Source organism: Collinsella aerofaciens, assembly GCF_005844325.1.
In the GTDB taxonomy this organism is placed as follows: Bacteria; Actinomycetota; Coriobacteriia; order Coriobacteriales; family Coriobacteriaceae; genus Collinsella; species Collinsella aerofaciens_G.
Map to the genome: position 1 here is coordinate 1 of NZ_SPFY01000031.1, position 21,416 is coordinate 21,416.

Annotated in this window: 17 protein-coding genes; 6 read left to right on the forward strand and 11 right to left on the reverse strand. The window is 60.1% G+C overall.

Features of this window, described 5'->3' with window-relative positions; genetic code table 11:
- Positions 1-193 precede the first annotated feature (193 nt).
- The 3 genes from queA to FGQ61_RS08480 all read right to left on the reverse strand — a co-directional run bounded on the left by queA (position 194) and on the right by FGQ61_RS08480 (position 2,628).
- Positions 194-1,405 (reverse strand): tRNA preQ1(34) S-adenosylmethionine ribosyltransferase-isomerase QueA, encoded by a 1,212-nt coding sequence (queA, locus tag FGQ61_RS08470; RefSeq protein ID WP_138375229.1) that lies wholly within the window; start codon positions 1,403-1,405, stop codon positions 194-196.
- A gap of 70 nt (positions 1,406-1,475) precedes the next feature.
- Positions 1,476-2,051: an epoxyqueuosine reductase QueH gene (locus tag FGQ61_RS08475; RefSeq protein WP_138375223.1), complete on the reverse strand. Its 576-nt coding sequence runs from the start codon at positions 2,049-2,051 to the stop codon at positions 1,476-1,478.
- Between the two features lie 10 nt (positions 2,052-2,061).
- On the reverse strand, positions 2,062-2,628 hold the full coding sequence (locus tag FGQ61_RS08480; RefSeq protein WP_138375224.1) for a DUF3267 domain-containing protein: 567 nt from the start codon (positions 2,626-2,628) through the stop codon (positions 2,062-2,064).
- Between the two features lie 132 nt (positions 2,629-2,760).
- On the opposite strand from FGQ61_RS08480, the gene FGQ61_RS08485 reads away from it, so the two are divergent.
- Together FGQ61_RS08485 and FGQ61_RS08490 are read left to right on the forward strand one after the other, a co-directional pair.
- Positions 2,761-4,911, forward strand: coding sequence for a class I tRNA ligase family protein (locus FGQ61_RS08485; protein WP_138112890.1), 2,151 nt, complete (start codon positions 2,761-2,763; stop codon positions 4,909-4,911).
- Positions 4,912-5,068: 157 nt separating this feature from the next.
- Positions 5,069-6,172 (forward strand): RsmB/NOP family class I SAM-dependent RNA methyltransferase, encoded by a 1,104-nt coding sequence (locus FGQ61_RS08490; RefSeq protein WP_138112892.1) that lies wholly within the window; start codon positions 5,069-5,071, stop codon positions 6,170-6,172.
- A gap of 24 nt (positions 6,173-6,196) precedes the next feature.
- On the opposite strand, the gene FGQ61_RS09590 is transcribed toward FGQ61_RS08490, so the two are convergent.
- Positions 6,197-6,367, reverse strand: a complete 171-nt coding sequence (locus FGQ61_RS09590) for a hypothetical protein (protein WP_006235403.1) — start codon at positions 6,365-6,367, stop codon at positions 6,197-6,199.
- A gap of 191 nt (positions 6,368-6,558) precedes the next feature.
- Between FGQ61_RS09590 and FGQ61_RS08495 the strand changes: the two genes are divergently transcribed.
- On the forward strand, positions 6,559-7,650 hold the full coding sequence (locus FGQ61_RS08495; protein WP_006235402.1) for a beta/alpha barrel domain-containing protein: 1,092 nt from the start codon (positions 6,559-6,561) through the stop codon (positions 7,648-7,650).
- Between the two features lie 81 nt (positions 7,651-7,731).
- Here the strand turns inward: FGQ61_RS08495 and FGQ61_RS08500 are convergent, their stop codons facing one another.
- Positions 7,732-8,622, reverse strand: a complete 891-nt coding sequence (locus FGQ61_RS08500) for a DegV family protein (RefSeq protein ID WP_138112894.1) — start codon at positions 8,620-8,622, stop codon at positions 7,732-7,734.
- 320 nt (positions 8,623-8,942) lie between these two features.
- Here FGQ61_RS08500 and FGQ61_RS08505 point away from each other — a divergent pair, with 320 nt between their 5' ends.
- The 3 genes from FGQ61_RS08505 (at position 8,943) to FGQ61_RS08515 (ending at position 11,960) form a co-directional block, all read left to right on the forward strand.
- The gene (locus tag FGQ61_RS08505) at positions 8,943-10,859 is read left to right on the forward strand and encodes a fructose-1,6-bisphosphatase (RefSeq protein WP_138112896.1); all 1,917 of its coding nucleotides are present in this window, start codon (positions 8,943-8,945) and stop codon (positions 10,857-10,859) included.
- A gap of 78 nt (positions 10,860-10,937) precedes the next feature.
- Positions 10,938-11,333, forward strand: coding sequence for a GtrA family protein (locus tag FGQ61_RS08510; protein WP_022095122.1), 396 nt, complete (start codon positions 10,938-10,940; stop codon positions 11,331-11,333).
- Between the two features lie 219 nt (positions 11,334-11,552).
- On the forward strand, positions 11,553-11,960 hold the full coding sequence (locus tag FGQ61_RS08515; protein ID WP_022095123.1) for a GtrA family protein: 408 nt from the start codon (positions 11,553-11,555) through the stop codon (positions 11,958-11,960).
- 159 nt (positions 11,961-12,119) lie between these two features.
- Here the strand turns inward: FGQ61_RS08515 and FGQ61_RS08520 are convergent, their stop codons facing one another.
- From FGQ61_RS08520 to FGQ61_RS08545, 6 genes are all read right to left on the reverse strand, one after another.
- On the reverse strand, positions 12,120-13,022 hold the full coding sequence (locus FGQ61_RS08520) for a DUF4430 domain-containing protein (RefSeq protein WP_138112900.1): 903 nt from the start codon (positions 13,020-13,022) through the stop codon (positions 12,120-12,122).
- A complete protein-coding gene (locus tag FGQ61_RS08525; protein ID WP_138375225.1) occupies positions 13,012-16,020 on the reverse strand; it encodes a DUF4430 domain-containing protein in 3,009 nt (1,002 codons plus the stop codon). The genes FGQ61_RS08520 and FGQ61_RS08525 overlap by 11 nt, the downstream gene beginning before the upstream one ends.
- 12 nt (positions 16,021-16,032) lie before the next feature.
- Entirely contained in the window at positions 16,033-16,839 is an 807-nt protein-coding gene (locus FGQ61_RS08530) for a DUF4430 domain-containing protein (RefSeq protein ID WP_171021562.1), read from the reverse strand.
- A 431-nt stretch (positions 16,840-17,270) separates the two neighbouring features.
- Positions 17,271-19,034, reverse strand: coding sequence for an ABC1 kinase family protein (locus FGQ61_RS08535; RefSeq protein WP_138375227.1), 1,764 nt, complete (start codon positions 19,032-19,034; stop codon positions 17,271-17,273).
- Between the two features lie 8 nt (positions 19,035-19,042).
- Entirely contained in the window at positions 19,043-19,459 is a 417-nt protein-coding gene (locus FGQ61_RS08540) for a hypothetical protein (RefSeq protein WP_117583986.1), read from the reverse strand.
- 99 nt (positions 19,460-19,558) lie between these two features.
- Positions 19,559-21,082, reverse strand: coding sequence for a C69 family dipeptidase (locus tag FGQ61_RS08545; RefSeq protein ID WP_138375228.1), 1,524 nt, complete (start codon positions 21,080-21,082; stop codon positions 19,559-19,561).
- Positions 21,083-21,416 lie beyond the last annotated feature (334 nt).

Genomic DNA, 21,416 nt, shown 5'->3' on the forward strand with positions numbered 1-21,416 from the left:
AAGCGGTCGGCGGGGCCATTGTGGCTCTTGACAGCGGATTGGGTCATATGAGCGAGCGGGTCGCATTTGAGGCAAGGTGACGTGAAACGAAAGGGCGCTGACCTTCTGGTCGCGCCCTTGAAGTTGAACGTCAGATTGTCCAAATGCGGCCCGCGCAGCGTCGAGTAGTTACGCGGTTCGTAGAACCGCGTAACTAACAAATGAGCATCGCGTCGCCAAAGCTGAAGAAGCGATAACGTTCTTCGATGGCAGCGGCGTAGGCATCCATGATCTGGTCGCGGGTGGCAAGCGCGCTCACGAGCATCATGAGCGTGGAGCGCGGCACATGGAAGTTCGTGATCAGCGCGTCGACCACGTGATAGGTCGAGCCGGGCATGAGGTAAAGCTGCGTCGTGGCGTTCTCGCGCACCACGATGTCACCGCGGCCAAGCGTATCGGCCCCGTCCTCGCGGCCTTCAAAATAGCGCGCCGTCACGGCCGGATCGGACACCGGCGCGTCCGTGTCAAACGCGCTCTCGAGCGAGCGCACCGCGGTAGTGCCGACGGCGATCACACGATGACCCTCGGCCTTGGCCTTATGCACGGCGTCGACAACCTCCTGCGACACGTGGTAGCGCTCGGTGTGCATGACGTGCTGCGTGGGGTCGTCCTCCTCCACCAAGCGGAAGGTATCGATGCCCACCTCGAGCTCGACGGCGGCAAACTTGGCACCCTTGGCCTCGATAGCGGCCATGAGCTCAGGAGTAAAATGCAGGCCCGCCGTGGGAGCGGCAGCCGAGTGCTCCTCCTTCATGGCGTACACGGTCTGATATTTCTCGGGATCGCCCTCGTAATCGGTAATGTAGGGCGGCAGCGGCACGTGACCGGCAGCATGGATGGCCTCGTCAAGCGTGCGCGGCTCGCCGGCGGCATTGCAACCGGCCGGCTCAAAACGCACCAGGCGGCCGCCGCGACTATCGGTGACAAAGTCGACGACCTCGGCCGTCAGCACCACGGGAGCCCCCTCGGGCGCATGAGCGCCACCGGCGCGATACTCAATCTGAGCACCGGGCTTCAGGCGCTTACCCGGCTTGACCAAGCACTCCCAAACATGGCCCAGCGGGTCAACATCCTCGCGGCGCTTGAGCAGCAACGTCTCGACCACGCCGCCCGAGCCCGTCTTGCGACCGATAAGACGGGCCGGCATCACGCGCGTCTGGTTGATGACGAGCACGTCGCCCGGCTCGATATAGTCGATGATGTCACGGAAGATGCGGTGCTCGACGGTGCCGCCATGCCCTAACGGCGTTCCTGTCTCGGAGCCTTTGCGATCAACCACCAGCAGGCGGCAGGAGTCGCGCGGCTCGGCAGGCGCCTGGGCGATGAGCTCTTCGGGCAGGTTATAGTCAAAATCATCGGTACGCATAGACACGTCGGATTCTCCTTATATAGCTAAAGTCCGCTCTACATCCTAGCAGGCTGACGTCCCAAGTGAACTACTTTTTGGCGGCTTTGCGCTCGTCGCGGATGCGGGCGCGGTCCATGGCCGCCTCGACGGCCGAGAAACGGCAGCCGCAGTAGTTCTGCCGATACATGCCCAGCTCGCGCGAACGACGTGTCGCCTCGGGGTAATACGTGCGAAAATCGCGAATCACCGGAGTGAGACCGCGGGCAGCAGCCAGACGCTCCAACACATCATTGCAGGTTTCGAACAACTGGTACGGCGAGACGGCGAGCGTCGTGCCCACAAACTCAAACCCGCGCTCCTGGGCCACACGGCACGCCTCGGCCAGACGCAGGGCATAGCATGAGCGACAGCGACGGGCTCGATCGGCGCCCAGCGGGGCCACGCCGGCCTCCCAGCGCTCCCGGTCCTCCCCCGCCTCGATAAGCTCGATGTCGCCATCGGCACACCACCGGCGCAGCTCGTCCAAACGCCGCTGCCATTCATCGTGCGGCTGAATATTGGGGTTTGTCCAGCAGATTGTGGGCTCAAACCCTTCCTCGCGCAGCAGGCGGACCGGCTCAAGAGAGCACGGCGCACAGCACGCATGCAGCAACAACGGCTTCATCGACATCTCCTCACCCGAAAAAGCGCACGCCAAAGGACGTATCCTCGCAGGCGACAATGCGGCGGTCGCGCAAAATGGTCCGCACGTAATACCAGTCGCCCACACAGCCCGACAAATGCAAGCCGGCCGCCAGGTAGCACAGCAGCGGATAGCCCGAAAACGCAAACCCCAGGGCAAGCGCCGCCGTCACAACAACCGTCGGCGCCAGGCAAACCGCCATGTACCGCCGGCGCGAATACACAACGCCCTCGGCGCAGGCATAGATCATCGCCGTCTCGCGATTCGCCCCAAAGGTCACCTTCGCGCCCGCAGGCGCCAGCAGCTTAAAAAACACACCGTGCACCAGCTCGTGCACGGCGAACGACGCCATTGAGATCGCAGCCAAGCCGACTATCCAGCCCACGACAGCCATCCAGCCGCCCGCGTCAGCCGCATCCAAGTCTGCAGGCCCACCCAGCAACATAAACACCGGCACCAAGCACACGGCAAACACGCCGACTACGACCATCCCCCACACAAAGCAAGCGTGCAGAAAATCCTCGTCTTCAAACGCATGTATGTTGGAAATCTCATTCATAGCATCTTAGGATAGCGCCCCTGCCACGTACCCGTCCGCATGTGCGATAATGTCGAACGATATGCACGAATTGACCACCGCGTCGCCAGGCCTTGCGCCCGGCCGCGCTCTCACCATATGCGAAGGAGTCCCATGGCATCCAAATACTCCATGAACGACCGTCCCAGCTGGCCTCGCCGCGCCATCGTTACCGCCGGCGAGCCCTACGGCAACAAGGGCCTTCACTTTGGCCACGTCGGCGGCGTCTTTGTCCCTGCCGACTTCTTCGCCCGCTTCCTGCGCGACCGTCTGGGCCGCGAGAACGTCATCTTCACCTCGGGCACCGACTGCTACGGCTCGCCCATCATGGAGAGCTACCGCAAGCTCAAGGAGAACGAGGGCTACGACAAGTCCATTAACGAGTACGTCGAGTCCAATCACTCCCGCCAGGCCGCGACCCTCAACAACTACAACATCAGCTGCGATATCTACGGCGGCTCGGGCCTTGAGCCGGCTGCGCAGATTCACAACGAAGTGACCGCCGAGATTATCGAGCGCCTGCATGAGCAGGGCACCATCTCCAAGCGCTCCACGCTGCAGTTCTACGACGCCAAGGCCGGCACGTTCCTCAACGGCCGCCAAGTGATCGGCCGCTGCCCCATCCAGGGCTGCAAGTCCGAGAAGGCTTATGCCGACGAGTGCGACCTGGGTCACCAGTTTGAGCCCGAGGAGCTCATCGCACCCAAGAGCCAGCTCACCGGCGAGGTGCCCGAGCTGCGCCCGGTCGACAACCTCTACTTCGACCTGCCGGCCTACCTCGACTTTATGAAGACCTACACCGCCAAGCTCGCCCAGAACCCGCAGGTTCGTTCCGTGGTCTCCAAGACCATGGAGGAGTGGCTGCTGCCGGCCCAGCTCTATATCCAAAACAAGTTCCGCGAGGCCTTCGATGCCGTCGAGGACCAGCTGCCCGAGCACACCGTGCTGGAGCCCGAGGGAAACAAGAGCAGCTTTACCGTCACCTTCCCCAGCTGGAAGGAGCGCGACGACGCCCATGCGGTGCTCGCCAACGGCGGCGTGCGCTTCCGCAGCGGCAAAGCGCTCGTGCCTTTCCGCATCACCGGCAACATCGACTGGGGCGTTCCGGTGCCCCAGGTCGACGGCGTTTCCGACGTCACCTGCTGGTGCTGGCCAGAGAGCCTGTGGGCGCCCATCAGCTATACGCGTACCGTGCTCGCGCGCGATGCCAAGGCCGCCGGCGTGACCGAGGGCGTCGCCGCCCAGGATGCCGCCCTCATGGGCGAGCCCGCTGCCGACTCCACACAGGTGCCCGCGCCCACCTACCAGCACAGCTCGCTCGACTGGCGCGACTGGTGGTGCTCGGACGACGCACAGATCTACCAGTTTATCGGTCAGGACAACATCTACTTCTACTGCATCGCGCAGACCGCCATGTGGGAGGCCCTGGGCTGGGACCTCACGCAGAGCACCGTCAGCGCCTGCTACCACCTGCTCTACATGGGCAAAAAGGCCAGCTCGTCCTCGCAGACGCCTCCCCCGCCGGCAGACGACCTACTCAACCACTACACCTGCGAGCAGATGCGCGCGCACTGGCTGTCGCTCGGCCTGTCCGAAAAGCCGGTGAGCTTTAGCCCCAAGGCATACGACACGCGTGTGACCGGCAAGGACAAGGACGGCAACGAGGTGCGCGCCTGCGACGACAAGCGCGTTATCGATCCGGCCCTTAAGGAGAGCGCCCTTTTGACCGGCGTATTCAACCGTCTGGCCCGCAGCTGCTTCTACGGCGTCGCCGTCAAGGAAGGCGACGAGAGCCCCTATCGCAACGGCTGCATCCCCGCCGGTGCCGCCTCTGCCGCCGTGGTCGAGGCTGCCGAGCAGGCAGCTCTTGCCTTTGAGCAGGCCATGTACAAGTTCGAGACGCACCGCGCGCTTGCCGTGTGCGACGACTACCTGCGCGCCGCCAACAAGCGCTGGAGCGACGCCTCCAAGGCCGCCAACAAGCTCGAGGGCGACGAAGCAAACGCAGCGATGACGCAGGCCCTGGTTGATGCCTTTACCGAGCTGCGCGTGGCGACCGTCCTGATGCACGGTATCGTCCCGGCCGGCTGCGAACTCATCTGCGAGTACTTCGACGTCGATCCGGTCGCCTTCTTTAGCTGGGATAACATCTTTGCCTCCACGGACGAGTTCGTAGAGAGCCTGGGCGAGAAGCCCGGCGACCACCGCGTGAAGCCGCTGCCCCCGCGCTTCGACTTCTTCAGCAAGCACGAGAGCCAGTACTAAAGCACGCTAGTAGCAACGCGCCCGGGAATGATTATTCTGGGACGGGGATTAAAAAATCATTCCCGGGCGCCACAGTACAGTCTTTTTGTGACGGGAGTCATGGAATGATTATTTAATCCCCGTCCCAGAATAATCATTTAGGTGGAAGGAAAGACGGATGTCCAAGCAGCGTCGTCGTAAGCAGAAAAAGCAGGTTAAGCCCGAGCTCAAGCTCAGGCAGTTTGCCGCTACCGAGCTTTCCGACCAGCTTGCCGCCCTTCCCTGCGCCGCCGACCTGCCGCGCTTTATGGTCGACACGGTCGCCGGCGCCTATGCGCCCGCCGATGCCGAGCTCATGATCGAGGGCTTCGGCGCCGCGGCCACACGCCCGGTCACGCTGCGCGCCAACACGCTCAAGGCGACCGCCGAGGACATCGCTGCGGCGCTCGGTGCCGCCGGCATCGCCCACAACCCCGTCGCTTGGTATCCGGACGCCTTTATCCTGCCCGAGGCCCAGGTTTCCGACCTATGGGACCTCGACATCTACCGCGACGGCAAGATCTACCTACAGAGCCTGTCGTCCATGATGCCGCCTTTGGTGTTGGGCGCCCAGGCAGGCGAGGACATCCTGGACATGTGCGCAGCCCCTGGCGGCAAGACGACGCAGATCGCCGCCCTCACCCAGGGCCAGGCACACCTCACGGCCTGCGAGATGAGCATTCCCCGCGCCGAAAAGCTTGAGTCCAACCTCCACCGCCAAGGTGCCAAAAACGTGCCCGTCATGCGCATCGACGCACGCGAGCTCGACGAGTTCTTCCGCTTTGACCGCATCCTGCTCGACGCTCCCTGCACCGGCACGGGCACCGTCATCAGTGGCAACGAGAAAAGCCTGCGCGGCCTCACCGAGCAGCTGCTCGTCAAGTGCGCCCGCTCGCAGCGCGCGCTTCTGGACCGCGCCATGGGAGCCCTCAAACCGGGCGGCACGCTCGTCTATTCCACCTGTTCGATCATGCCGCAGGAAAACGAGGACGCCCTGCAAGAGGCCCTCGACAAGCACATGGATTGCGAGCTTATCCCCCTCGACGGCACACCGAGCGAAAGTGAAGCGCGTCGCGCCCAGGATGCCGGCGAGGAGCCGCATATCGAGTGCAACGCCCTCACCGAGGCCATCGCCGCCGGCCATGTCTCGGCCATCGCCAACGGTATGCCCGGCACGCTGACCATTCCGCCTAGCCGCGATTTTGAGGGCTTCTACATTGCCCTGATCCGAAAACGCAGCTAGCGCACGGATCAAAAACTCAACAAGCTATCTCTGTGCGCGTTTGCCCTGCTGGTCGCGATGCTGTTTAAGCATCGCGCGCTCCTTGCGTTCGGCCCTTTTGCCCTTAATGGCCGTGACCACAAAGTAGATGACCGCGGCGGCAACGATTGCGCCCACGCACAGGCCAATCGAGCCAAACATTGCTGTCAATTCCATACCGCGTCACCTCTCTTTTAAACGGGACTTTCAAGATAGCACCTCGATCCTCGCCACCACAGCTCCTTCACGTTCTCCCGCCCTTCGGTCTAACGGATGGTGCGGCGGGGAAAAATCAACTCGTCAAACGATTTAGCATTCGCAATTCCGGCTGCATCGCGCCGGCCACCATCGCATAGAATCGAGCCTCCATGGATACCCTCAACGACCTAAACGAACGCGTCGACGCCTTTGTCGGCACCAGCTCCTTCGACACGCCTGCCGCGGCAAACGACCAAGCTCCCATCGATGTACCCGCCGAGGTTCACGAGGACATCGTCGCCTCGGTCGATTTCTCCGAGGTCGAGCTCGCAGACGAGTTCACCGAGCCCCAGGTAGCCGTGACCCCCAACGGACTGCTCCCCATGGAGCCCCTGCCCATCGACGGACGTCTGCGCAAGGCTGCTCTTCGCATGCCCGACGAGATCGAGGAGGCCAGCGGCTTCACGCTCTTCGGCCGCCGCATCAAGTCGCTCATTTACACTACCGATGTCGCGGTTATCCGCAACTCCAACGCCGATGCCGTTTTTGCGGTCTACCCTTTCACGCCGCAGCCCGCCATTACGCAAGCGCTGCTGACCGTCGCCGAGTGCCCGGTCTTTGTAGGCGTGGGCGGCGGAACTACGACCGGTAAGCGCTCCGTGCAGATGGCAGCCGTCTCCGAGATGCAGGGCGCGGCGGGCTGCGTGGTCAACTCCCCCGCTACTGCCGAGATGGTCGAGCACATCACCAACATCGCCGACATCCCCGTCATCGCCACGGTCGTACGTTGCGACGACGATGCGCATGCCAAAGTGCGCGCCGGAGCCAAGATTCTCAACATCGCCGCCGGCAAAAACACGCCCCAGGTCTTGCGTGAACTGCGCGAGCACTATCCCAACCTGCCGCTCATCGCGCCGGGCGGCAAGACGCCCGAGAGCATCCGTGAGACCATCGCCGCCGGCGCCAACGCCATCATCTGGACGCCGCCTTCGGCACAGCAGCTACAGACCGACATGATGCAGCGTTATCGCAAGATGAAGGAAGAAGCCACACCTGTCATCTCGCGCGACGATGTGCCCATTATCGACCAGGTCGCCGCCGCCGAGGTCAGCCAGGTCGAGAACATGAATCCCGATGTGCCGATTCCCGACGAAGTCATCGAGCGCGTCGCTTCGATCCACGAGCGCGTCGAGGAGCATCGCGCCAACCGCGGCCTCAAGCCGTCACTGCACGGCTTCTTCTTCCGCGGAAAGAAACGCTAATCGTAACAGCAAGGCCCGCCCCACAAACGTGAGGCGGGCCGTTATCGTTTGAGCAATCATGCAGCGACGTGATGGGGCAAATTAATCCACGCGCTTGTCGCCCATAAAGAAGAGCGCCACCGTACCAGGTCCGGTATGCGAGCCAATCAGAGTACCGATGTCATTGATCTCAATCTTGCCTTTAAGCTGCGGAACCTGTTCCTCAATCAGCGCCGCAACTGCCTCGGCATCCTCGCGGCACGCCGAGTGCGACATGATGCACTTACCCGAATAATCCGCACCGTCCTGCACGTGTGCCATCATGGTCTTGGCCATCTCGGAAATCGCGCGCTTCTTAGTGCGAATCTTCTCACGTGGCGACAGCTTGCCGTCGCAATCGACCGTCATAAGCGGGCAAATCTTAAGCGCCGTGCCGATGATCGCACTCGCAGCCGAAATGCGACCGCCTCGTAGATAGCTCGACAGATCGGTCGAGAAGAACCAGTGGTGCAGGTTGAGTTTGTGCTCCTCGATCCAGGCAGCCGTCTCGTCGAGTGAAGCCCCGCTATCGCGCACGTTGGCGGCATATTCCAGCAACAGGCCAAAGCCCGAAGACGCCGCCAGCGAATCGATGACGCGCACCTTGCCGCCCTGGGGATAGCGATCCGCGAGCATCTGCGCCGCAACGCAGGCCGATCCATACGTGCCCGAAATACCCGACGACAACGCCAGGTGCAGCACGTCTTTACCCTCGGCAACAAACGGCTCCCAAAACTCCTTGTACTCACCCACGCTCACCTGAGACGTCTTGGGCATGGCGCCCGCGGCAATCTGGGCAAAAAACTTGTCCGGCGTAATCGACTGATACAGATCGTCCGTATGGACAACATCGTCGATCTCGTAATGAAAACACACGACAGGGATATTGCGCGACGCAAAGAACTCACGGGTTCGGTCGGCGGCGGATTCACAGGTCAGGACAAAATCACTCATATGAGGCTCCTTACTCATTGCTGCGCAAATTATCGCACAGTGAGCCTACATACGGTACATATGTCCACTATTTACCAAATCGAACCAAAAATAGCGAACATCTTTACCACCATCGTCTCCACCGGCCCCACGCATAAATATCTGAGAAAACACCTTCTGTCGTCTCCACTCAACCGCCATATCCACCTCAACTAAATCGATTTACCAAACCGTTCAGCCGACAATTCAGCCGCCGGCGCAAAATCGAAACAAAAGCGGCGCATACTGATAAACGTTTGACGCTGTTTATCAGTTTTACCAGCCCCATCGGAAGGTGTTTCATGGTCGCATTCGATCGCAACCCGCAAGACTTCAAGTATCTGCGCCTGCTGTCGAGACAGTTCCCCACCGAACAATCCGCGTTTACCGAAATTATCAACCTCTCGGCCATCCTCAACCTACCCAAGGGCACCGAGCATTTTATGAGCGACGTGCATGGCGAGTACGAAGCCTTTATGCACATCCTCAACAACTGCTCGGGCGTCGTGCGCGAGCATGTCGACGAAATTTTTGGCGACACGCTCTCCTTTGACGAAAAGGGCGAGCTGTGCACGCTCATCTACTACCCGCGCGAGAAGATCGACCTGGTCCGCAGCCAGCGCGAGGACTCGCCAACTTGGTACAAGACGATGCTTGACCAGCTCATCATGGTCGCTCGCTCGCTTTCAAGCCGCTACACGCGCTCCAAGGTGCGTAAGGCCATCCCGCGCGACTACGCCTATATCATCGACGAGTTGTTGCACACGCACCCGGACGAGAACAACTATCGCGTGCGCTATCACGAGCGCATCGTGGAGTCCATCCTGGAGACCGCCAGCGCCGACGACTTTATCGAGTCGCTCGCCTCGCTCATCAAGCGCCTGGCCGTCGACCACCTGCACCTGGTGGGCGACATCTTCGACCGCGGCGGCGGCGCGGCCAAGATTATGGACCGTCTGCTCACCTACCATTCACTCGACATCCAGTGGGGCAACCACGACCTACTGTGGATGGGCGCTGCGGCCGGTGAGCCCGCCTGCATCGCCACGGTGTTGCGCAACAACCTACGCTACGACAACTACGAGATCCTGGAGAACAACTACGGCATCTCGCTGCGTGAGCTTGTCGCCTTTGCCGATGCCACCTACACCGCCGGTGAGTCCATCACCCCGCTGATCAAGGCCATCAACGTGCTGCTCTTTAAGCTCGAGGGCCAGATTATCCAGCGCCACCCCGAGTTCGATATGACCGACCGCCTGTTACTCGACAAGATCGACCACGACACCGGCACGGTCACGCTCGCCGACGGCAGCGTGTGGCCGCTCACGACCAACGACTTCCCCACCGTCGACCCGGCGGACCCCTACACGCTCACGTCTCAGGAGCAGCACATCATCGACAAGCTCGTGTCCGAGTTTGTCACCGCCGATCACCTGCATCGCCATATCGATTTCCTCTACACCCACGGCTCGATGTACAAGGTCGCCAACGGCAACCTGCTCTTCCACGGCTGCGTTCCACTCAACGAAGACGGCACCTTCAGCAGCATGAACTGCCTGGGCACCTGGCACGCTGGCCGCGATTATCTCGATTTTTGCGACCACATCGCCCGCCGCGCGTGGCGCGTGGGCGACCGCGATGCCCTCGACTGGATGTGGTACCTGTGGATTGGCTTCAATTCACCCGCCAGCGGACGCCTGGTGCGTACCTTTGAGCGCGCCTATATCGCCGATAAGAGCACCTGGGTCGAGCCGATGGACCCGTACTTTACGCTTACCAAGTCGCCCTCGGTCTGCGATGATATCATGCGCGAGTTTGGCGTCGCGGCCATGGCATGCTCGCCGACCGGCCACATCATCAACGGCCACACGCCCGTTAAAACCACCAAGGGTGAGCAGCCCATCCGCGCCGAGGGCAAGCTACTGGTCATCGATGGCGGCTTCTGCCGCGCTTACCATCCCAAGACGGGCATCGCCGGCTATACGCTCATCTCGAGCTCGCGCGGCTGCCGCCTCAAGTCGCACCGGGCCTTTACGACGGTTGCCGAGGCACTCACGCGCAACGTGGACATCGAGAGCGAGACCAACCGTTTTGACCAAGCAGACCGTCGCCGCATGGTGAGCGACACCGATACTGGCGCCAAGATTCGCAGCCAGATCCAGGACCTGCGCCAGCTGCTCGATGCATATAGAAACGGTGCTATCGAGGAGCGCGCCTAGCACCACCCGCGGGGATTGGCTAAACTTGCTAAGTTTGTCATCCCCGCGGCGCTTCGGCGCCAGCTTAAGGCAGGTACCATGCAAAAGCTCCTTGCGCAGATTATGAAATTTGGCGTCGTCGGTGTCATTGCCACGGTTATCGACTTTGGCATTATGAATCTGCTCCACTACGGTCTGGGCCTCAACATCCTAATCGCCAACACCAGCGGCTTTATCATCTCACTCATCTTTAACTACCTCGCAAGCATGAAATACGTGTTTGCGCACAAGGAAGGCATGAGCCGCCGCCGCGAGTTCATCATCTTTGTCGTGCTGTCCGTGATCGGTTTGGTGCTCAACGATGGCATCGTGCTGGCGCTCAACGCCGGCCTGGGACTCGAGGCCAATATCGCCAAGATCTGTGCCACCGCGCTTGTCATGGTCTACAACTTTGTGACCCGAAAAATCTTCCTGGAGGGCGACGAGACAAAATAGCTCGAAACCCCTGTAGCATTACGGCGCCCACGGACGACGCGCACTCAGCGCAGTATCGTCCGTGGGTGTCGCTCGTTTACGGGCAAATTTTCAACGTTTGCGGATTAGCTCTTGAAAATTTGGCGAGTTCATATAGTTCTTGGCAAAGACCTTACGTTTCCCTTGTAAAAGCTCTAAAGTATCCTCTGCTCGATTCATCAACGCATTGGATGTGATTACGTGCGCAAGGCGCTGGCACAACCTCATACCAAGCAGTTCCTCAAGTTTGCCGTCGTGGGTCTTATCTCCTTTGGCATCGACTGGGGCATGCTCATTGCGCTCGTCGAGCTGTTCCACCTCGACTTTTTGATGAGCACCACGGTTTCGTTTATCACGTCCGTCGTGGTCAACTACTGGCTCAGCATGAAGTACGTGTTCGACCACCGCGAAGGCATGAGCCGCAAGCGCGAGTTCACGATCTTCACCATCCTGTCGGTGATCGGCCTGGGCCTCAACGACCTGTACATGTTTGTGGGCGTCACGTTTTTGAGCATCGGCTACCAGGCCATGAAGGCCATCGCCACATTCCTCGTCACCTGGTACAACTACTTCAGCCGCCGCTTCTTCCTCGAGGGCGCACGGTCGTAGTCGATTCACTATTTGCTTGAATGTATAACCGGTTGGAATTCCCGTTCCAACCGGTTTTTTGTTTGCCGAGAGACCCGGCGATCCAGTCCCATTCGCATGAAAAACGGGCGGCTCGGATGTTGGTCCGAACCGCCCGTCTGGCGCGCTATGTCGAGGCCTCTAGTCTGTAACGTAATACCAGACTACGTTGTCGCCGTTTGAGAGAACGTAGTTACTACAGGCCGTCATGGGCGTTGTGCCGTTGACGGAATACATCCAGCCGCTCGTGCCGCCGTACTGTTTCTCGGCCAAACCACCAATCGCAGAAACATACGTGCCGTACGATGAGCCGTGTGCGTTGACAGAAAGGCCCAGCGCGCACAGGGCATCGTAGACGGTAGCACCTTCGTTAAAGGTAAAGGTGCCACCAGAGGACACAGGATTGTCCACAGCGCTCGATGTGACCGAAACCGTCACCGTAACGTAGTTGGACTCCTGTGAGCCGCTCTGGCCGCCCGAGGAGGCGTTTCCACCATTAGAGGATGAGGCTCCATCAGACGACTGGCCACCGCCCGAAGAAGCACCGCCAGACGCATTGGAAGTATCACTGGCTCCCGTATTTTGGGCAGCGGATTTATCGCCAGACTTCTTGCCGCCCCGGTCCTCGGACTTCTTGCTATCCGAGTTTTTGTCCGATTCCTTGTTTGAAGACTCGGAATCGTCCTTGTCGTCGTTCGAACCCTTGGACTCATCTTTTGCGTCATTCGATGACTTGGAATCCTTGGAACTGGCCTCGCCCGAAGTCGTAGTCGAGCCAGACGCCTTGGTGTCCTTGGTGACGACGCTCTCCCCCGTCACGGTCTGAATGATCCAGTCGATGGACCAGGCACCGCTTGTGGAAGGATGGACGAAACCCAGCGAGACGACGATCAGAATGGTGCATGCAGCAGTCAGAACGCCGAGGAGCGCCTTGCGACGAGAGGTGGACGCCGCCGAAGCGGTGCCCTTTTGCTTTGGATCATCGAGCTGGATAAACGAGGAGTCGGGCTGTTGCCCGCTGGTCTCCTTGGGCTTATCGGGCATTACCGTCACCCTTGCCGCGCTTGGTCAGCACGAAGACGGCGATGAGCGCGAGGCCAATCACGCCGGCGGCGATGCCAACGATGGCGAGCGGATTGGTGCCAGTCTCCGGCTCGGAAGCACTAGAGGACTTCTTAGCAGTGGTCGTGGAAACAGCACCCGTATCGGACTTGGAATCGGACTTCTTGTCGGACGTGCCGTCCTTCCTGTCAGACTTCTTGTCAGACTTCTTCTCGTCCTTCTTATCGGACTTATCGGAGTCCTTCTTGTCGGACTTGTTGTCCCTGGTCTCGGTCTTGGTCGACACCGTCGTCTTGGTCACCGGCTTCTGGCCCGGGGCAATAACGCCGCCCTTCGAGCCGGAGCCAGAACCAGCGCCAGCGCCAGTGCCGGAACCAGTACCGGTACTAGAACCGCCGCCGCCATTCGAACCAACGCCACCGTTGCCACCATTAGCGCCAGAACCGCCATTACCGCCAGGGTTAACGGCATTCTTGGTCCACTTGGCATACAACGTCAGGTCGGCCGTCACCGGCGTACTGAAGTCATACGCCTGCGCGCAAGTCTCATCGGTATACCAACCGCCGAAAGTGTAGCCATCGCGCGTCGGATCGGCTGGCTTGACCAGCTTGCCATCGGCCGTAGCAACAAACTTAGTATTGCAAGCAGACCCGCCGTTGGAATTAAAGACAACCGTCCAAGACTCAACGGCCCCAAGCTTGAACAGCGTGCCCGAGTCATTGATGTAGTACAGGTTGCCAGATGCATCGGCAATGACCGGAGAGTCACAGTGCTGGTAATGGCCAGCCGCATCATAAATCTGCGTCGCCTCTGCATCACCGAGCGTATAGCGATACACGCCACCACCAGCAGAGTAGTTGACGTAATCCTTGCTATCCGCGCTGTTAACGGTGAAGTACACATAGGTCTTGCCACCCTGAACACTCACCAGCGGAGTAGCAGCAATACCGTTAAATCCGGCCGGCAGTTCTTTACCGTCAGCAGCGGTGACCATCGTGGTCTTACCGGTCTTCAGATTATAGAGAGCCAGAGCAGAGCCAGTAGCCGTCTGTCCGCCGACAATCAAGTTTTCGCCAGCCACCGCCGGTGCGCTCATGTTATTAGTAAGACCCAGGTCGACCGTCTTCTGCTCGCTCAGTACGCCCTTCGCCGAAAGCGAAATCACATGGAGCTTTCCATCGTGCGTCATCTGATAGAAGGTGGAACCATTGGACGGATCGGCGACACAGTCGGCGTTCGCGAGAGCGCCGAGCTTCATGGTCGAAACGACATCGCCCGTCGTCTTATCAATGCACTTAAGCGTGCCCGCGCTCGTAGGAACGATGGCATACTTATCCGTCAAAGCCGCACCAGTCCAGTAATAACCCTCGGAAGCGTCAATGTTCTGCCAAGAAACTTCGCCCGTGGCAATCTTAATGCGCATAAAGGAGCCGTTGCCGTAGGTCGCGTTGTAATTCTCGTCATACGAAATATCGACCGTACCAACATAGACGTACTCGCCGTCCGAAACGACGGTGCAGGAGCTCTGCGTCAAGTCCGTCAAACCGGGCGTCAGCCACTTGCAGATCAGCTTGTCTGCAGTAATCGCCTGGACCGCACCGCCGTTGAGCGGAACGATGATAAGGCCATTGGTGTAGATCGGACGAGAGGTATAACTCACCTTGGAGGCAAGCGGCGCAGAGGCAACCTTTTTGCCCGTGGACGAATCGATCTTAATGAGCTCGTTCTCGGTCGCGATGTACACAAAGCCGTTAGCGATGACAGGCTCGCTGCAGTTGGCATACTGCTGACCAGACTCGGCCTTCCAATCGAAGGCCCACTTAAGACCGGCGGCCTGCGCAGGCGTCTTGGCATCCGTTACGGTCGAACCGTTGCCACTGTTGCCGTAGCCGGCCCACTCGGCATCCCAATCAGGAGTCGTCGCGCTCGGGTCCACGACAATCTTGTCGGGATCGGGCATGGCCGAATCGTCGGTGGTATAGGCAAGCGTAACCTTATCGCCGCTCTTGAGCGTAATCTGATTGGCGCAGAGTAAGGAGGGCTCTCCGTTGATATACAGGTGCCAATATTTATTGGTCGCAGCATCCCAGGCATACGGCTTGTGATCGAACGGCGAGTTGATGGAATTGAGGAACCAGTACTCACCACTCTGGGAGCCGTTGTACGTAACGCCCTTGGCCTTCAGGACCGTCTCAATAAGGTTCTGAGCCGTAGAGCCCTCGGGCAGGGAAACATTGCTTGCCGAGCCCCAGCGAGTATTGTTGCCGTTGACATCGGGACCGATAACATCGACAGACCCAAGAACCTGGCCAGGAAGGGCATCGGCGTCAGCACCATACATAAAGGTGACGGCATCGCCCTCTTGGAGCTCATAGGCACCGGCGCCAACGTCGGCGAACTTGCCATTTACATAGAAGCGCCAATAGCTATTAGTCGCAGCATCCCAGCCATAGGACTTACTATCGAACGGCGAAGTAATGCCGTTGAGGAACCAGCCCCAAGACGATTCGCCAGCATCGAGAGTAAGGCCGGTCTGCTCAAGGAGATCCTTGGCAGTAGAGCCCGCCTTGAGACTCGTCTGGCCCGTCGAAGCCCAAACCTGCTGCTTGCCGTCCTTGTCCTTACCAAGGACCTGGACGGAAGCATGGACGGAATCGGACGGCAACTTATCGCCCCAGCCACCGTAGAACCACGTAACGGTATCGCCAGCATGAATGGTGACATTGTCTGCCGTGTAGTCGCTCGACTTGCCGTTGATGAACAGCTGCCAATAGGTCGAATAATCTTGGGGCGTACCCAGCTCAACACCGTTGTACTTAAGGCTCAGAATGAAGGAGCCAGCAGCAACGGCGTCGATGTCATTCGCCTCAAGCGCGACCTTCGTAAGGTCAAGTGCGCTCGAACCGGACGTCACCACATACTGCGCGTTATCGACCCAAGTCTGAGTCTTGCCCTGGGCATCGCGACCAATGACGGTCACATTTGCGGCAACCTAGTCCTTAACGACAGGGGACGCGCTACCAGCCGTATAGGCAAACTCAACCTTCTGCCCCTGGGTGAGCTTAACGCTGCTCGCGCCAACCGAGGAAGACGCACCGTCGACGAACAGCTGCCAGAAGGCATAAGTCGTCGGATCGAAGGCAAGCGTACGGCCATCGCTCGGGGATGTGATGCTTTTGAGGTAGAAACCGTATGCCGTGTTCGGATCGTAGTCTGCCTTGAAGCCCGTCTTCTGCTGCAGCTTAACGAAGGCATCCGCAGCCGTCGCGCCCTCGTCGAGCTTGAGCTGCGTGGGTGCCACCCAGGTCTGAGCCTTGCCGTCGGCATCGGTGCCGATAATCGAGAACGAGACCTCGACTTGCTTCTTGGCGACATCGCCGGTTTCTGTCGGGTTCTCTGTCTGAACGGCAGCCGCGGCGGCAGATCCTGCTTGGCCAGCGGATGCCGCTGAAGACTGCTCGCTCGCGGCAGGGCTCTCCCCCGTCGCCGAGCCTTCGTCGCCAGTTGCTGCCTTTGATGCGGCGGCACTAGCTGCAGGCGCGCTCCCAGAATCCGAAACCTCGGCGCCGCTCTGCTCAGCGGCACCGCCCGCAAGCGCTGCGTCCTCGCCCGGCGTCGTAGCCTGAGCCACAGCCTCGGCAATGCCCTCGGCGCCCTCGGCCCACAGCTGAGCCGGCGTGGTGCTGAAGGCCATCGCGAAGGCCAGGAATGCCACCAGGCAGCGCTTTGCCACGCCGCGCGCGATTACGCCACGGCGACGAAGCGAGGCACGCTGGCACTCGTCCTCAAACATATCCATTTGTCTCCTATTGTCTGTACTTGGAGCGTTGCCTTGAAGCTGCCCCACGTCATCGCGCATGTTGCGCCCGAGTTCCCCCATCGGGGTCCCCCTTCCCTCCAGAGCCCTATGCACACCGGCGGCATACGCCGCAGCCGCATGCAAGATGGGAGGCGATCCGACTTAACCTTAACGGCTCAGGCGCGCCGTCCGATCTGCGACGCGAACATCCCGAGCCAAGAGGAATTACGGTTACTGGTACAGCCGGGGACTTGCACCCCGATTCCCCCAAACGCGCAGGAAAACCGCGCATTCGTGCGTCTCCGCACCACCATCTAGGCCATCGATTAAAACCGTCAATATGCTATCACGCAAAAGGGCCTCGCACGCAGGCGAAGCCCAAGGTAAAAGCTATTGTTTGCGAAAGGAAAATGCGGTGACGGTCGCAGCCTCTAGCGCTTGCCGCCGTGGCTGTTGAGCCAGATATTGCGGCCCAGCATAAGCGCCAGCACCAGCGCGCTCACGTAGCCCATAAAGCCAATGACCGGGATACCAAACACAACCGGCTCGATGCGCGCGTAGTACACCACCGACGAACCGATAAACAAGCCGGCGATAACAATAGCCATCGACATGCGGTCGATAATTCCACCCAGCTGTCGCAGCGCCTTATCGCTGCTCATGATCTGCGTGTTCACCTTAAGCTGGCCGCGTGTGAGCATGCGCGAAGCCAAGCCCAGATACTCGGCCGCCTCGAGCGAGCCCTTCGCCGCGCGATAACTGCTCGCTGCAAAGTCGCGGCTCATCTCGCGCATGCGGGCGTAGGTGCTCTTCTCGTTTTTGATGTGCGTCTGGATGATCTGGATCATGTTGACGTTGGGCATGTACTCGGTCAACAGGCCCTCGAGCGTCACCATGCCGCGGGCGAACATCGTCACCACGCTCGGCAGCTCAACGTCATTTTTGCGCGCGAGGTTTAACAGCGAAGTCAAAAACTCGCCGATATCTAGGTCCTTAAGGTCAAGGCCCGCAAAGTCAGCCACGATAAAGTCCAAATCGGACAAAAAGGCCGAATGATCGAGCTCAGCCGAGTCGCCACGCGTCACGGCGAAGCGCATGAGCGAATCCTTGAGCTTGGGCACGTCGCCCTCGGCCACGGCGAAAATCATGTCCTTGACGATACCGCGGTCGTGGCTCGACATGCGTCCGACCATACCCAAGTCGATAAAGTAAACGATACCGTCTTTGAGGATGATGTTTCCCGCATGCGGGTCAGCATGGAAAAAGCCGTCATCAAGCACCTGCGTCGAGTAGTCCTCGACGATTGCGGCACCGATCTTTTCCAAGTCATAGCCCTCGGCCACCAAGCGTTCAGGATCGGCGATCGAAATGCCGTCGACGTAGTCCATAACCACCACGTGTTCGGTGCACAGGTCCAGATAGGATTTAGGGCACGTCACGCCATGAACGCTCTTATGGAACTCGTAGAAGTCGTTGAGGTTTTTGGCCTCGGCCAAAAAGTTGGTCTCCTCGCGAAACGAGGTCCACAGCTCCTCGACCACGCCGTGCAGGTCAACGAATTGATCGGTGTTGACGAACTTGGAAACGATACGCACCACCGAGCGGATGATATCGATGTCCTGCGCCATAACCTGCTGCGCACCGGGGCGCTGCACCTTGACGGCCACGTCCTCGCCCGTCACCAGACGAGCGCGGTGCACCTGCGCGAGCGACGCGCTACCGAGCGGGTTGGGGTCGATTGCATCGAACATCTCCCCCAGGCGCAGGCCGTATTCTTCTTCCAGACAGCTGAGTACGACCTCGTACGGCACCGGCTCCACGTCGGAGCGCAGACGACGCAGCTCGTCGCAAAAGCGCTGCGGCAGAATCTCGGACCGGTTGGCCAAAATCTGCCCCATCTTGACGAACATGGGGCCGAGTTCCTCGAGCAGGCGGCGCAAACGAACCGGCGTGAGGTTATCCCACACGCGGTACTTTTTGACCAGGCGTACAATCTGCCCAATGCGTTCGCGACGACCCGCCGGCGTGAGCTGGTATTCCTCGTCCGGCGCCATCGCGTCGGGCTCCTCGGGCACCATATCGACGGCGCGCGGCTTCTTGCGAGCGCCCGAGACGGCGGCGTCGACCTCATCGACAACCGCCGCCTCGTCACCCAAGGGATCTAGATTGTTGTAATCGGTGGTGGAATCTGCCATCTGCGCTGCTACTCGGCCTCTTCGGTATCCTTCGCATCGTCGGGCTCAACGGACTCGACGGGCACCGAGGTCACGTTGTCCTCGACCGAATCGACGATGTCGCGCACATGGGCCAGGAAGGCAGTGCGCTCGGGAGCGGTCATGACGCGGACGCGGGCAAGGATAAGCTCGTCAAGCACGCGCTGGGCCGCGGTCTCGCCCTGCATGCCCAGACGCTCGGTCAGGTCGGAGATGGTGCCACCGGCCTGCTCGAACATATCGGACACGCTGCGGGCGATATCGGGGGTGGCGGTGTCCTTGCGGACCTGCTCGCCCTTGGTGTTAAGGTCGTCGAGGACCTTCTTGCCGCCTTCGACAGCAACGGCGGCAGCGCCAAAGCCAACGTTGATGGCGCCGTTAACAAGCTGATCGAGTTTCATAACCATGGTTGTCTCCAATCATAAACAACTGCATTGGCGTTCTTGTACCCAAGATCGAGTGAAAGCGACAAAGCGTTTTAGCGCTATTCGATCGACGGGAAATCCCTACCTCACGTTGTCGTTCATCGCGAAAGAGTTCTTCATGGCGCAGCTCGTGGTGTAGAGCACCTTGCCCAGTAGAGCATCGGTCTCCACACGAACACACTCGGCAAAGGCCTCATTGGCGCGTGCAAGCTCGGCAGGCACCTCGGCCTCAGGCAGAGCGGCTACGGTAGCATCGACGTCATGGATCTGCTTGTGGCCCATGCCACCGACCTTCTCCTGGTAGTCCTCCACAGCGCGGCCGCACTCATGGAAACGGACGTCAGCCAGGGCGCCGATCAGGCGGTTGGCCCAGTAGAAGTTTTCGGACGTCACGCGAGCCTGCGTGTCGGCATAGTACTCGGGCATGGTCTCGACGTTGGCGTACAGCGGAACCAGCGCGTTAAACGAGTTGGAACCAAAGGCCATCCACTGCACGGCGCGATACGCCGGCTGCGCATAGGGGCGCAGCTGCAGCACGGCGAGCTGGCTGTTGCGGTTGATGCCGATGGGGCGATAAGCGCCACGCGTGGCGGGCGTGCCCTTGCTGCCGTAGCAGTCGTACTCCGTGCCCTGGTAGTGGCTCGAAAGCACGTACTTAATGTCCTCGATGGTCACCTTGCGCTCGGGCACGCGGCTCCAGGGGATATCGTCGCTCTCGGGCGTGTAGTCGGCGTCGGGGCCATCCCACACGTCACTGGGGTTGAGGCAGCGCTGCATGTACCAGGCGCGCGGCGTGTTGTAGACATGGTCGCTGTCGCTGTGCGAGCCAAAGGCCTCGCGCGGGTTAAAGACCGCAGCCGGACCGTCGCCCTCAACGCCCAGCGTCAGGTCCAAATGCCACTCGGCCATCCAGGAGCGCAGGTCGGCGGAGCACATGTGGTCGGCCTGGGCGCCCTCGGCGTCATCCAGGTCAAAGCTGTCGATACCCAGCTGGTTGGGCATGGTCACATAGGCGTCGTCAGGCACGCGCTTTGCGATCCAATGGTGACCGCCGATGGTCTCGAGCCACCAGATCTCGTCCACATCACTAAAGGCGATGCCGTTGTTCTCGTAGGTGCCGTAGCGCTCGAGCAGGTCGCCCAGGATACGAACGCCGTCGCGGGCGGACTTGGCGTACGGCAGGACCAGGGTCACCATGTCCTCCTCGCCCAGGCCACCGGGCTGTGCCGGAACGTATCCATCCTCGCCTTCGTTGCCCCTAGCGGGCACGTAGTCCACAAGCGGGTCGGCGCCGCGGACGCGCTCGTTGGTGGTGAGCGTCTCGGTTGCGGACATGCCAACATTGAGCTCGTTGAATCCGGCCTCGGCCCAAATACCGTGACCGGGAACGACGTCGGGGACGCTCGTGTAGCGCATGGGATTGTCGGGCAACTCAACGGTCAGGTGGCTCAGGACGCTCGTGTAGACACGCGGCTGCTCGTCGGGATGCACCACGCGCATGCGCTTGGGCTCAAACACCCCGTTGGACGAGTCCTCGTTGCGGGCGACCAGCGTCGACCCGTCGTAGCTCGCGTTCTTACCAACCAAAATCGTTGTGCACGGCATGCGCATCCTCCTTGAGCGAAGAAATCAAACGGCAACAGTGTATCGCTTCGACGCAAAAAGGGCGAAACCACGGCCTCGGCAGCCCCCGTGGTCAAAAAATGCCAAATATGAGTACTGTCACCAATTTAGTGGCAGCAAATTTCCCTGTAACGAGTGCCGAAAATCCCCATTTGCCCAAAAGCAAGACAACGTTATTCCCCATAAGTTCAATAAAATAGGCTTCCTAACGATAATGGATACCGTTAGGAAGCCAAAAAGACGTAAGACATATGTGACTATCGGTGGCGCGCGCAGACGTGGTGTAAGAGTGTCCTGAGGTCCGTCGCTGCAAGCC

Excerpts from the sequence above, each read along its gene's own strand:
- queA (WP_138375229.1), bottom strand. The coding sequence starts at position 1,405 with ATGCGTACCGATGATTTTGACTATAACCTGCCCGAAGAGCTCATCGCC.
- FGQ61_RS08475 (WP_138375223.1), bottom strand. The coding sequence starts at position 2,051 with ATGAAGCCGTTGTTGCTGCATGCGTGCTGTGCGCCGTGCTCTCTTGAG.
- FGQ61_RS08480 (WP_138375224.1), bottom strand. The coding sequence starts at position 2,628 with ATGAATGAGATTTCCAACATACATGCGTTTGAAGACGAGGATTTTCTG.
- FGQ61_RS08485 (WP_138112890.1), top strand. The coding sequence starts at position 2,761 with ATGGCATCCAAATACTCCATGAACGACCGTCCCAGCTGGCCTCGCCGC.
- FGQ61_RS08490 (WP_138112892.1), top strand. The coding sequence starts at position 5,069 with ATGTCCAAGCAGCGTCGTCGTAAGCAGAAAAAGCAGGTTAAGCCCGAG.
- FGQ61_RS09590 (WP_006235403.1), bottom strand. The coding sequence starts at position 6,367 with ATGGAATTGACAGCAATGTTTGGCTCGATTGGCCTGTGCGTGGGCGCA.
- FGQ61_RS08495 (WP_006235402.1), top strand. The coding sequence starts at position 6,559 with ATGGATACCCTCAACGACCTAAACGAACGCGTCGACGCCTTTGTCGGC.
- FGQ61_RS08500 (WP_138112894.1), bottom strand. The coding sequence starts at position 8,622 with ATGAGTGATTTTGTCCTGACCTGTGAATCCGCCGCCGACCGAACCCGT.
- FGQ61_RS08505 (WP_138112896.1), top strand. The coding sequence starts at position 8,943 with ATGGTCGCATTCGATCGCAACCCGCAAGACTTCAAGTATCTGCGCCTG.
- FGQ61_RS08510 (WP_022095122.1), top strand. The coding sequence starts at position 10,938 with ATGCAAAAGCTCCTTGCGCAGATTATGAAATTTGGCGTCGTCGGTGTC.
- FGQ61_RS08520 (WP_138112900.1), bottom strand. The coding sequence starts at position 13,022 with ATGCCCGATAAGCCCAAGGAGACCAGCGGGCAACAGCCCGACTCCTCG.
- FGQ61_RS08530 (WP_171021562.1), bottom strand. The coding sequence starts at position 16,839 with ATGGATATGTTTGAGGACGAGTGCCAGCGTGCCTCGCTTCGTCGCCGT.
- FGQ61_RS08535 (WP_138375227.1), bottom strand. The coding sequence starts at position 19,034 with ATGGCAGATTCCACCACCGATTACAACAATCTAGATCCCTTGGGTGAC.
- FGQ61_RS08540 (WP_117583986.1), bottom strand. The coding sequence starts at position 19,459 with ATGGTTATGAAACTCGATCAGCTTGTTAACGGCGCCATCAACGTTGGC.
- FGQ61_RS08545 (WP_138375228.1), bottom strand. The coding sequence starts at position 21,082 with ATGCCGTGCACAACGATTTTGGTTGGTAAGAACGCGAGCTACGACGGG.